Raw genomic sequence first — 12,182 nt, forward strand, 5'->3', positions numbered from 1 at the left:
CAGAACATTCTGACGGCCTTTTTCGTAGTGGGCTGATCCGCTTGGCTTAGCTTTCGCCAGATGATGCCGGTGCGGATTGATCGCCTTCGGCGCTGTCGGACGCAGCAGCCTTGGGGGCTGGTTTCTTGCGTGGACGGCGCGGGGCGCGTGGTTTCTTGGCTTCGGCCTTTGGCTTTTCAGCAGCAGCGGCCTGATCCTGAGCAGGGGCGTCGGCCTGAGCCGGTTTTGCGTCCTGTGCCGGGGTATCATGTGCCGGGGCGTCCGATGCGTTGGACGCAACGGGTGCTGTAGTCGCCGGTGTTGCCGAAGTTGAAGTTTCCGGGGCGGTATCGGTGCCAGTGTCGTCTGCCTTTTTCCGGGCAGGACGACGCGGGGTTTTTGCCCGGGTGGTTTTGGCCGCACGCGGTGATTTTGCCGCCGGTTTACGGGCCGCAGTTGTTTTTTGCGGTTCGTCGTCGATGTCGTTCTTGCCGCGCGCCAGGCTTGAGGCCGGGACCGGGGTCAGCAAGAAGGCCGGAACGTGATCGCCAAGGCCGAGAACCGGTTTGTCATCGCGGTCATCTCGATCACGACGGTTGTTGTTGCGGTTCTGACGATCGTTGCGATCATTATTACGGTCGTTCCGATCATTGCGTTCGTAACGGTCGTTATTCGGCCTTGCATCCCGCTGTGCAGGTTTGCGGGTTTCGGTTTCTTTGGCCTTGGCCGGTGCAGCAGGCTGGGCCTGTGCGGGGGCTGCTGCGGGCTGTGCGGGCTGTGTCTGTGGGGTTGGTGCATCAGACTTGGTGTCTGACTTGCCAGCATTCCCAGCAGATTGCGCATCAGACCGGTTGTCAGAGCGATTGTCCGAACGGTTATCAGGACGCGCCGAGCGTCCCGGTCGGTTATCGCGCGATGGTTTATCGTCACGGCCAGCCGGTTTGCGGCTTTTCTTGTTCCGGCGTTTCTTGCCGGTAAAGTCCAGCTCAAGCGTTTCGATGCCTTCAATCTCGGTCAGTGGAATATCAAGATTGATGGATTTGTTGATTGCTGCGACCAGTTTGCCGTCTTCTGGCACGGCAAGGGTATATGCCTTGCCCGCACGTCCTGCGCGGCCGGTACGACCGGTACGGTGGACGTAATCTTCGGCGTTGAATGGCACGTCAAAGTTAAAGACGTGCGACACATCGGCAACGTCAATCCCACGTGCGGCAACGTCTGAACAGACCAGAAGCGTGATTTCGCCGGTTTTGAATTTGGCGAGCGTTTCGGTCCGTTCACTTTGTGCCAGATCACCGTGCATGCGTCCGGCGTTAAAGCCGTGCTTGGTCAGCGATTTGAACAGGATATCAACGTCTTTTTTGCGGTTACAGAACACAAAAGCGTTTCTGACGTCTTCCTGACGGATCAGGTGGCGCAGGGCTTCGCGCTTGTCCATGTCGTCAAGAACAAGAAGCTTGTGTTCCACCGTGGTCGCCATGGTCGAGGGCGGGGAGACGGTGATTTCCTTTGGATTGGACAGGAATTTGTCCGCAAGGCGTCGGATTTCCTTGGGCATGGTCGCCGAGAAGAAAAGCGTCTGACGCTGTTTTGGCAGCATGTTGACGATTTTTTCGATGTCGGGGATGAAGCCCATGTCGAGCATGCGGTCGGCTTCGTCGATCACGAGAAGTTTGCAATCAGACAGAAGCAGTTTGCCGCGTTCAAACGTATCGATCAGGCGTCCTGGCGTCGCGATGATGACATCTGCGCCTTTTTCCAGGATTTTGCCTTGTTCAGATGCGGATTCACCGCCGATGATCAGGGCCTTCGACAGCGACATGTATTTGCCATAGGTGTCGAAGTTTGCTGCAACCTGGGTCGCGAGTTCGCGGGTCGGTTCGAGAATGATCGACCGTGGCATCCGCATGCGTGCGCGCCCGTGATGCAGAATATCAAGCATCGGCAGGGTGAAGCCTGCTGTCTTACCCGTCCCGGTTTGTGCACAGCCCAGAATGTCACGTGCCATAAGCACCGACGGAATTGCTTGTGCCTGAATGGGGGTCGGGGTGTCGTAGCCGGCGTCTGCGACGGCTTTGAGGATATCTTCGCTCAGACCGAGATCGGCGAAATTCATATGGTTCGTTTTCCCGCAATGATATGCGTTGAAGTTAAGGAAGTGCTATAAAAGCTGTTTGGGTCGTAAAGCGAAGACCGAATTAAGTCAAGAAAAACGCCGCAAAAAACGTGTTGAAAACCGATTTCGGGACTGTCGAGAGGCTTGTTCGCAACAGTTTGGCAGCGTAACCTGACACAACAAAGAATGAACAGGGGAGAAATGCCGTGCTGATGGATGCCACGCGCGCAAGTTTGCTTATAATCGATGTGCAGGAGAAACTCTATCCTGCGTGTCAGGAACCGGAACAAACGGTGGCAAATTGCTGCTTTCTTGTCAAATGTGCCAACCGGCTTGGCGTTCCCGTACTGGTGACAGAACAATATCCCAAGGGGTTGGGACATACAGCACCCGAAATCCTTGAACTTGTCGCGCAAAACGGCGATGGGCCTGAGGGCGGAAATGTTATTTCCAAAGTCGCATTTTCGGCTGTGCCAGCAGATGGTTTTATCGACAAGATCGAAGAAAACACCGGCCGCGATCAGGTGGTCGTGATGGGGATGGAAACCCACGTATGCGTATTGCAAACCGTGATGGAATTGATTGAGCGCGGGCGTGAGGTTTATCTTGTCGCCGATGCGGTGACATCACGTAGCATGCATGACAAGATTTTTGCGATTGAACGTATGCGCGATGCCGGGGCGAAGATCGTGACGCGCGAAAGTGTGATGTTTGAATGGCTACGTGTTGCCGGAACCCCGGAATTCAAGGAACTGAGCGCGCTGATTAAATGACCGCCGATACTTTACGTTCCGCAATAGAACTAGACGGGCACGGATCATCTGATCGCGTGTCCGTTGTGTTTTTATCGGGCATGCTGGCCGATCAACGGATGTGGCAACCGACCATTGATGTGTTGGCCAATGGGTGCGGTGATGCCGGGCATTTGATTGAACCGGTGTTTTGCGAACTGTTTGATCAAGACGGCGTGGGCGATATGGCAACAGCCGTCCTTGATCGCGCCCCGGATCGTTTTGCGCTTGTGGGCATGTCGATGGGGGGATATGTCGCGTTTGACATTCTGCGCCGCGCCCCTGAACGGGTCAGTCATCTTATGCTGGTTAATACCCGTGCGACTGAAGACCCACCTAAAATCCGGCGACGGCGTATGTTGCTCGCGCATCTGGTGGCGGAAAATACCCCGTTTAAGGGGGTGAATGACGCCATGCTGGATGATTTGATCCATCCAGATAACCGCAAGGATGCCGGTCTGGTCAGGCTTTTGACCGCGATGGCCGATGACTGCGGCCCGGATGTATTTAAACGCCAAAGCAAGGCCGTCGCCGAGCGACCCGACAGCACGGCGGTTCTGGCCGAGATCAATATCCCGTGCAGCGTGATGGTTGGCGAGGCTGACCGTGTGATCAGCCCCGAAAGCCATCGCGACATGGCCAATGCCATCACCGGGGCGTCGTTTGCCGTTGTACCGGGGGCGGGGCATTATGTACCACTTGAGGCGCCCGTGGTGTTTGCTGATTACTTGGTCGCGCTTTTGAGGCGTTAGCAGATCGGCATCATGCTTGAGCAGTTTTTATCATCGTTTTTGTTCAAGTTACGCGGGAACAGCTGAAAACTAATTGTGCCCGCGCTATTGATCACTTGTTGTTCAAATTTGTCGCGGACCAAGCGCGCCCGTGTTGCCGAGATGATATCGTCACCGGCACAAAATCCGAACCGGACAATTACCCGATCAGAGGTACCATCGCTTTTGGCTGATTGCGGGTCTGTGCAGAGCGTGCCACGCATGGTGGTCTGGGTCGGGTTTACCACGACCACAAGACGGTTTTCGGGCTTGATCGTTTGTGTATCGGAAATGTCCGCCGCATCGGTGACGAAATTCAGGCGCGGCGGGTAACCGTGATTGGAGAGGGCATCTGCCCATGTCTGATTGTCCAGGGTGTCATTGGCATCAACAATATCAAGCATCATGACCTGACTTGGGGCACCTGCGACCTTGAAGCTTTGAACTTCGCTGACGTTGTAATAAGGGGCCTCAACCAAAGCCGCCCCGCACCCGGTCAGCGCCGATAACGCACCCAAAGCCGCGATAGAGGATAATTTGCGCAGTTTTCGTGTGGTCACTTGGGACCTCCTTCTTGGCAGTTTTGCGTATCTTACACGTCAATTGTGGGCAATTTATTGCAAAATTGACGTGTCGCAGCGATGGAAAATGGGGCCTTAAAAGCACCGGTTAGGGTGTGATCAGAAAACCGACCGGCCAATGGCGCGGATCAGCATTTCAAGTGCGCGTATGCCTGCTGCGGAATTGCCCCGTCCATCAAGGCGCGGCGACCAGACACAGACGGAAAATTCGCCCGGTACAATTCCGATGATTCCGCCGCCAACCCCGCTTTTGGCGGGGATGCCGACCGTAAAGGCGAAATCGCCAACCCCGTCATACATACCACATGTCAGCATCAGGGCATTAATGCGTCTGGTTTCTTCGGGGGCAATGACCGTTTGGCCATCAATGCCCACACCCTTGTTGGCAAGGAAGAAAGACGCCCGCGCCATTTCACGCGCGGTCATTGCGACCGAGCATTGTTTGAAATAAGCACGCACCACGTCTTCGACCGGGTTGTCGAGTTTGCCAAAACTTTTCATCAGATAGGCAATCGCGCGGTTGCGATCACCGTGCTGATCTTCGGACAGATACACAGTGTTATCGACCCGGATATCGGGATTGCCACAGAGTTGACCGAGAAATTCCGCAACCGAGCGATCCGGATTGGCGTAACGCGATGTGATCAGGTCGGCGACCCGAATGGCCCCGGCATTGATAAACGGATTACGCGGAATGCCATTTTCCTGTTCAAGCAGGATCAGGGAATTGAACGCCGACCCGGATGGTTCACGGCGCACGGCCTGCCAGAGTTGGTCGCCATGGGCACGCTGTGCCAGCACAAGGGCGAACATTTTTGAAATGCTCTGGATTGAAAACGACTGGTCTGCCTGCCCGATGGTAAATTCCTGTCCGTCAGTGCCACAAATCACCATGGCAAAGTGATCGTCAGGAACGTTCGACAGGGCGGGGATGTAATCAGCCTTGCGCGCGTCACCAAAGTCTTCTTTGGCAACATGGTCGGCAATCTGTTCGAGGATGGCGGCATAATCGTGCGACATTATGCGATCCTGTTTGGTTGCAAACGGGGAAAACGGACAAAAAACCCGGCACACATGGCCGGGTTTTTCATGAAGATAAATTTTTGATCAGACGTCGATGTCTTCGACGAAACGGGCGTGTTCCTGAATGAACTGGAAACGCAGTTCCGGTTTTTTGCCCATCAGACGATTGACAAGGTCCTTGGTCTGACCCTGTTCATCGGGAAGGGCCGCATCGGGCAGGGTTACGCGCAGAAGGGTGCGTTTTTTAGGTGCCATCGTGGTTTCACGAAGCTGCTGTGGAGGCATTTCACCCAGACCCTTAAATCGGGAAATCTCGACCTTGGCGGGGTTTTTGAACTCCCCATGTAGGATGACTTCCTTTTCGGCGTCATCCATCGCATAGATCGATTTGCCCCCCTGTGTCAGGCGATAGAGCGGAGGCATGGCAAGATACAGGTTGCCGTTTTCGATAAGGCCTGGCATTTCCTGATAGAAGAAGGTCATCAGAAGGGATGCGATATGTGCGCCATCGACATCCGCATCGGTCATGATGATCACGCGTTCATAGCGCAAGTCAGCTAAGCGGAAATCCTTCCCTGAACCGCAGCCAAAGGCTTCGATCATGTCCTTGATTTCCTGATTGGCCATCATCTTTTCGTAGGTCGCCGAGGCCACGTTGAGGATCTTACCACGCAGCGGCAAGACAGCCTGCGTTTCACGGTCACGGCCCTGCTTGGCGGAACCACCTGCCGAGTCACCCTCGACCAAAAAGATTTCAGTGCCCGCCGCGATAGAACGCGAACAGTCAGAAAGTTTGCCCGGAAGACGCAGACGGCGGGTGGCCGACTGACGCTTGGTTTCCTTTTTCTCCTTGCGGCGCTGACGTTCTTCGGCACGCAGGATGATGTTTTCAAGCAGACGCTTGGCGTTTTCGGTATCCCCGGTCAGCCAATGGTCGAAATGGTCACGTACTGCGGTTTCAACCAGTTTGGTCGCACCCTGTGTTCCGAGTTTTTCCTTGGTCTGGCCCTGGAATTGCGGATCAGGCAGGAATACCGACAGCATGACGCAACCGCCGCCAAAGACGTCTTCGGCGGTAATGGCGGCGGCCTTCTTCTGACCGACCATTTCACCATAGGATTTGATTGCCTTGGTCAAAGCATAGCGAAAACCAGCTTCGTGCGTGCCCCCCAGCGGGGTCGGCACGGTGTTACAATAGGAATGGAAATAGCCTTCGCCGGTTTCAGGCCAGCCAATCGCCCATTCCACACGTCCCGCACTGTCAGAAAACTTTGCCTCACCCGCAAATGGACGTTCAGTGACAAGGTCGCGCCCCTTGAGGGTCATCTCAAGATAATCGAGAATGCCGTTGGGGAATTTCAGGACTTCTTGCTGCGGGGTTGGGTCGTCACTGGTCAGCAATGACGGATCAACCGACCAGCGGATTTCAACACCCTTGTAGAGATAGGCCTTAGAGCGGGCCATTCGGAAAATTGTCGCGGCTTTGAGTTTCAAGCGCGATCCAAAAATTTCCGGATCGGGGCGGAAAATGACCGTGGTGCCGCGCCGGTTGCTAACCGCACCGCCGTCTTGCAACGGACCCAGCGGGGTGCCTTTGGAATATTCCTGAAACACCAGTTTGCGGTCGCGCGCGACTTCAACCCGGAATTTGTCGGTCAGGGCGTTCACAACAGACATGCCGACACCGTGCAAACCGCCCGATGTTTCATAGGCCTTGCCCGAGAATTTACCGCCCGAGTGCAGGGTGGTCAGGATGACCTCAAGGGCAGATTTGTCAGGGAATTTCGGATGTGGGTCGGTTGGAATACCACGCCCGTTATCGCGGACAAGAACGGTGTTGTCCGTTCTCAGTTCCAGTTCGATCCAGTCGGCGTGTCCTGCGACGGCCTCATCCATGGAGTTATCGAGAATCTCGGCCACCAGATGATGCAAGGCTGCATCATCTGTGCCCCCGATATACATACCGGGGCGGCGTCGAACGGGTTCTAGCCCTTCGAGAACTTCGATGTCTTTGGCGGAGTAGGCATTGTCTGTTGACTGGTTTGAGTCTTCAAATAGGTCGGTCATGTCCCCGGAACGCACTTCTTCTTTGTGTTAAAACAAGGCTCAGCAACGCATATCTGTTGATCGATATTCACGAGCCCAAACAAAAATTCCATGGTGGTGCTTTTGGTTGGACTCTAAGGTTGGATACCTCGGCGCTAAACGAGTACCATATGTCGGTAGATCGAACCCATAAAAATGTGTTTTTAAGTCCAATGCAAGCGGTGGTCTTGAGTGGGGCCCAAAATTTAGGCGGCATGGCGCAGAAAACCGTGACCGGGAGGTCCAATAAAAAAATTGGTACGCAAGAGCAACGTACCCTTAACAGGAGTTAGCCTGATGGCGACAGAAAGCGAAAACACACAAATGCCTGAACACACGATGCCGCGCGGTGATCTGTGTACCCGAACGCTTGCGATGCCCGCCGACACCAACCCCAGCGGGGATATTTTCGGCGGCTGGCTGATGTCGCAGATGGATATCGCCGGCGGTGTTCTGGCCAGTCAGATTGCCGAAGGGCGTATCGCCACGGTGGCCGTGGATGCCATGACTTTCCTGCGTCCGGTGTATGTTGGCGATGTTGTCTGTGTCTATGGCGATATCGAACGGATCGGAACAACATCGGTCGTGCTTCATCTCGAATCCTGGGTGCTGCGCCGCAATCAACCACCGCGCATCAAGGTAACAGAAGCCACCTTTACCTTTGTCGCCATCGATGCCGAAGGCCGCCCGCGCCCGGTGCGCAAGGATGAAGCCATCGCTTAACGCCGTCAGTCGCTAATCGGCCGATATTATACAGGAGCCCCGCCATGATGAATTCGAAAAGCATCGTCCTTTGGGCATTTTTCGGTTTGTGTGGCGGGGTTTTTGTTGACCCAGCGTCCAGTCATGCCGGGGAGGCCGATGTGGTTGGCGTTGAAGTCCGCAAAACGAGCGATGCGACATACCGGTTTTCCGTCACGGTGGCGCATGACGATACGGGCTGGGATCATTATGCCGATGCGTGGCAGGTGATTGGGCCCGATGGTGCGGTGCTTGGCGAGCGTATTCTGGCTCACCCGCATGTCAATGAGCAGCCCTTTACCCGGTCGTTATCCGGTGTGGCTATCCCCAACGGCATAACATCGGTGATAGTACGCGCACGTGATTTGGTGCATGGGTTTGGCGGGCAAGAGATTGCCATCAATCTGCCCGAACAGATCGGCGATGTTGCCACTGCACCGTAAGGGGCAACATCGGCTGAACGTGTGCTGCCCCTGTTTGGTAAATGCGGATTACCAACTGGCCTTCGCCACGCGGATGAAGTTTTCACCCATGATTTTATCGACATCATCAGTCGAATAGCCGGTTGCGATCAGGGCATCAGCAAGGGCCGGCAGTTTGCGCGGGTCAAAGACCGCAGCCCCGCCGGCCGCCGGACCATAGCCGCTGGCGGCTGGCCAGTAGTGGTCTTTATCCACCCCATCGGGGAAGTCATTGGTACCGGCAACCGAGGGCATGGTATCAAGCCCGATGCCGACATGATCCACACCGACCAGATCAACCGCATACTTGATATGGCGGATCATGTCGGGGACTTCCGGTGCGTTCGGCGATTTGATGAAGCGCTGGAAGCCGCAAATGCCGATCACGCCACCGGTGTCAGCACAGGCTTTGATTTGTTCATCATCAATGCAGCGTTCATGCCCACCCAATGCCTTGGGGTTGGCGTGGCTGAAGACGACCGGTTTGGATGAGACCCGCATGATATCAAGCGAGCTTTGCCGCCCGGTATGCGAGCAATCCATGATCATGCCGCTGCTATTGACGGCCTTGACAATTTCAACACCAAGATCGGTCAGCGGCATATCGACATCATGGCAACCGCCGGCGACCGAGTTGTTACGGTTATAGGCAAAGTGGATTTGCTTGACGCCTAGCTTGGCAAAGACCGGCACCATTTCGGGCATGTCTTGCAGCATGACGGACCCTTCAAGATCAAAGCCGACACCGAGCAACCCTTTGGATTTGGCGGTGGCGAGGTCTTCGAACTTTTCGATCTGCATGTATTTGTCGGGGTATGCCGCGATCTTCGCACGGAAGGCGGCGATCACACGCAGGATATGGGCAATAGAGTTCATATCCATGCCAACATTAACGCAGACATAATCAATCTTGCCTGCAACATAGGTATCAAGCAGATCGATCGGTGTCTTTTCGTCAAGCGGCAGGCAGGCATGCGCATCCCAGGTGAAGGCCGGGATATGCTTGCGCTGGTAATTGGTGAGGTTGCTGTCCGCGGGGGCGAAGGGCGTTGCAAAGCTGTTGGCGGTGGCGTTTGTCATGGTATCTCCGTTCAGTCCCAATCAACAAAGGTGTCGACAACCGCACGGTCGTATCCGCCAGCGGCCTTATAAAGTTGCTGGGAATAGGGATGTTCGAGCGTGCCTTCGGCAAGTTGTTCGGCGGTGGCCCGTTCAACAATACGGCCATGGTTCATGATGGCGATGTCGTCACACATATGTGCCACCACGGCGAGATCGTGGCTGACCATGATATAGGTCAGGCCAAGGTCGCGGCGCAACCGGCCCAGAAGGTTGAGCACCTCTGCCTGAATAGACACATCGAGTGCCGATGTCGGTTCATCAAGCAGCAGAATTTTCGGTTCGAGAATAAGCGCACGGGCAATCGCCACACGCTGACGCTGCCCGCCGGAAAGCTGATGGGGATAGCGGAACCGAAACGCGTTATCGAGCCCGACCTGCGTAAGGGCCTCGACCACGCGGGCATCGGAATTGCCCAGCCCGTGAATATTGACCGGTTCGGTCAGAATGCGGTCAATGGTGTGACGCGGATGCAGGGAGCCGAACGGGTCCTGAAACACCATTTGCGCAAGGCGATAGAAATCCTTGTCGCGTTTGGGGCCAAGTTTCTTACCCTTGACTGTAATGGTGCCTTCCCAGTCATCGACAAGGCCGGTGACGGTGCGAAGGACGGTCGATTTACCCGACCCGGATTCGCCGACCAGACCAAATGATCCGTTGGCGGGAACGCTGATATCAACGTCTTTCAGGACGTGATTGTCATCGAACCAGGCGTTGAGTTTGCTGATTTCAATCATTGTATTTCTTATCCCTCTGCCCAGCTTTCTTCGCGTTCAAGGGTCGGCAGATCAGAATGATCGCCATCCATTTTTGGCAAGCAGTTCAAAAGGCCCTTGGTATAGGGGTGTTTGGCGTTGTGCAGTTCGGATGCCCGCAATTCTTCGACAACATGGCCCTGATACATCACCAGAACCCGGTCGCAGAAGCTTGAGATCAGTTGCAAGTCGTGGCTGATGAAAATCAGTGCCATGCCACGGTCGCGCACCAGATCATCCAAAATTGCCATGACCTGAAGCTGTACCGTGACATCAAGGGCCGATGTCGGCTCATCGGCAATGATCAATTCCGGATCGGGGATCAGCATCATGGCAATCATGACGCGTTGCCCCATGCCGCCTGATGTTTCGTGCGGGTAGGCGTTAAATACCCGTTCCGGATCACGGATTTTGACGGCTTCGAGCATTTCAAGGGCGCGAAGGCGGGCTTCCTTGGCGTTGACCTTATGGTGTTCGCGGTAGGCCTCGATAATCTGATCGCCGATGGTCATGACAGGATTAAGCGAATATTTCGGGTCCTGCATGATCATGGAAATGCGCGCACCACGCACCTTGCGCCATTGCTTTGGCGTCAGATTGGCAAGGTCGACATCGCGAAATTGCATTTTTTCAGCACTGATCGTGCCGTTTGCTGCTGTCAGGCCAAGGATGGCGCGCCCGGTCTGGGATTTACCCGACCCGGATTCGCCAACAATGCCAAGACGTTCACGACCAAGGTCAAACGACACACCGCGCACGGCGTGGACTTTGCCCTTTGGGGTATTGAAGGTGACTTCAAGGTTTTTGACGGTCAGAAGGGTTTCGGAACTCATGATCAATCCCCTCCGCGTGGATCAAGAACATCGCGCAGGCCATCACCCAGAAGGTTAAAGCCCAGACTGACAACAAAGATGGCAAGCCCCGGTACGGTGGCAACCCACCACTGTTCAAGCAGGAACTGACGCCCATCAGACACCATCGCCCCCCATTCGGGCATGGGTGGTTGTGCGCCAAGACCGAGGAAGCCAAGACCGGCCGCAATCAGGATCATGCCAGCCATATCAAGGGTGACACGCACGACGAGCGAGCTCATGCACATCGGTGTGATGTGACCAATGATCAGGGCAAAGTTCGAGGTGCCCTGAAGACGGGCCGCTTCGATATAGTCTTCTTTGCGCACTGTGATGGTTTCTGCCCGCGCAATACGGGCATAGGGCGGCCATGCGGTAATCGCGATGGCAAGAATGGCGTTTTCAATCCCCGGTCCGAGTGCGGAAACAAAGGCCAGTGCCAAAATCAGTTTCGGGAATGCTAGAAAAACGTCGGTAATGCGCATCAAGACCGCATCAATCCACCCACCAAAGAAACCTGCAGCGGTGCCGACCAGAAGGCCAAGCGGGGCGGCAGTGATGGCGACCAGCCCAACGATAAGCAGGGTATATTGTGCGCCGTAAATCAGGCGTGACAGGATATCGCGGCCTAATTGATCGGTGCCAAACCAGTGGTCGCCACTGGGCGGTTGAATACGGTTGGCAAGGTTTGCGGCAAGGGGATCATACGGGGCCAGAAGCGGGGCAAAGATTGTGACAAGGATCAGGCCGACCACAACTGAAAGGCCAATCATGGCCAGTTTGTTTTCGGAAAACTTGATCCAGCCCAGCCACGCGCGGCCACATTTGGCCTGCCAGCGTGATTGTGGAGTGTCGGATGTCAGCCACTGTTTCAGGCCGGGTTTTGCAGTGGAGGTTTGTGTGGTCATGG

At 55.3% G+C, this 12,182-nt stretch carries 12 protein-coding genes; 4 read left to right on the forward strand and 8 right to left on the reverse strand.

The features are described 5' to 3' along the window. Positions 1-46: 46 nt before the first annotated feature. Positions 47-2,095: a DEAD/DEAH box helicase gene (locus AMM48_RS16285; RefSeq protein WP_102784905.1), complete on the reverse strand. Its 2,049-nt coding sequence runs from the start codon at positions 2,093-2,095 to the stop codon at positions 47-49. Between the two features lie 212 nt (positions 2,096-2,307). Between AMM48_RS16285 and AMM48_RS16290 the strand changes: the two genes are divergently transcribed. Beyond that, positions 2,308-2,868 carry a hydrolase gene (locus AMM48_RS16290; protein WP_102784906.1) on the forward strand — a complete coding sequence of 187 codons (561 nt, stop codon included), beginning with the start codon at positions 2,308-2,310 and terminating at the stop codon, positions 2,866-2,868. After that, a complete protein-coding gene (locus AMM48_RS16295; protein WP_102784907.1) occupies positions 2,865-3,638 on the forward strand; it encodes an alpha/beta hydrolase in 774 nt (257 codons plus the stop codon). The genes AMM48_RS16290 and AMM48_RS16295 overlap by 4 nt, the downstream gene beginning before the upstream one ends. Here the strand turns inward: AMM48_RS16295 and AMM48_RS16300 are convergent. The 3 genes from AMM48_RS16300 to parE all read right to left on the reverse strand — a co-directional run bounded on the left by AMM48_RS16300 (position 3,635) and on the right by parE (position 7,327). Next, positions 3,635-4,216, reverse strand: a complete 582-nt coding sequence (locus AMM48_RS16300; RefSeq protein ID WP_102784908.1) for a hypothetical protein — start codon at positions 4,214-4,216, stop codon at positions 3,635-3,637. The genes AMM48_RS16295 and AMM48_RS16300 overlap by 4 nt on opposite strands. Positions 4,217-4,336: 120 nt before the next feature. Continuing rightward, complete coding sequence (locus tag AMM48_RS16305; protein WP_102784909.1) at positions 4,337-5,257, reverse strand: glutaminase; 921 nt, start codon at positions 5,255-5,257, stop codon at positions 4,337-4,339. Between the two features lie 87 nt (positions 5,258-5,344). Further along, positions 5,345-7,327: a DNA topoisomerase IV subunit B gene (gene parE, locus AMM48_RS16310; RefSeq protein ID WP_022730458.1), complete on the reverse strand. Its 1,983-nt coding sequence runs from the start codon at positions 7,325-7,327 to the stop codon at positions 5,345-5,347. Between the two features lie 315 nt (positions 7,328-7,642). Here parE and AMM48_RS16315 point away from each other — a divergent pair, with 315 nt between their 5' ends. After that, positions 7,643-8,068, forward strand: coding sequence for an acyl-CoA thioesterase (locus AMM48_RS16315; protein WP_102784910.1), 426 nt, complete (start codon positions 7,643-7,645; stop codon positions 8,066-8,068). 44 nt (positions 8,069-8,112) lie between these two features. Continuing rightward, positions 8,113-8,529 carry a hypothetical protein gene (locus AMM48_RS16320; RefSeq protein ID WP_244271264.1) on the forward strand — a complete coding sequence of 139 codons (417 nt, stop codon included), beginning with the start codon at positions 8,113-8,115 and terminating at the stop codon, positions 8,527-8,529. A gap of 48 nt (positions 8,530-8,577) precedes the next feature. On the opposite strand, the gene AMM48_RS16325 is transcribed toward AMM48_RS16320, so the two are convergent. From AMM48_RS16325 to nikC, 4 genes are read right to left on the reverse strand one after another with little or no spacing between them, the layout of a single operon-like run. Next, complete coding sequence (locus AMM48_RS16325) at positions 8,578-9,627, reverse strand: membrane dipeptidase (RefSeq protein WP_102784911.1); 1,050 nt, start codon at positions 9,625-9,627, stop codon at positions 8,578-8,580. Between the two features lie 11 nt (positions 9,628-9,638). Beyond that, entirely contained in the window at positions 9,639-10,403 is a 765-nt protein-coding gene (locus tag AMM48_RS16330) for an ABC transporter ATP-binding protein (protein ID WP_101304584.1), read from the reverse strand. Positions 10,404-10,411: 8 nt separating this feature from the next. After that, positions 10,412-11,254, reverse strand: a complete 843-nt coding sequence (locus AMM48_RS16335; protein WP_102784912.1) for an ABC transporter ATP-binding protein — start codon at positions 11,252-11,254, stop codon at positions 10,412-10,414. Between the two features lie 2 nt (positions 11,255-11,256). Further along, the gene (gene nikC, locus AMM48_RS16340; RefSeq protein ID WP_102784913.1) at positions 11,257-12,180 is read right to left on the reverse strand and encodes a nickel transporter permease; all 924 of its coding nucleotides are present in this window, start codon (positions 12,178-12,180) and stop codon (positions 11,257-11,259) included. Positions 12,181-12,182: the final 2 nt, after the last annotated feature.

The sequence above is a fragment of the Thalassospira sp. GB04J01 genome, assembly GCF_000751115.1.
GTDB lineage: Bacteria > Pseudomonadota > Alphaproteobacteria > Rhodospirillales > Thalassospiraceae > Thalassospira > Thalassospira lucentensis.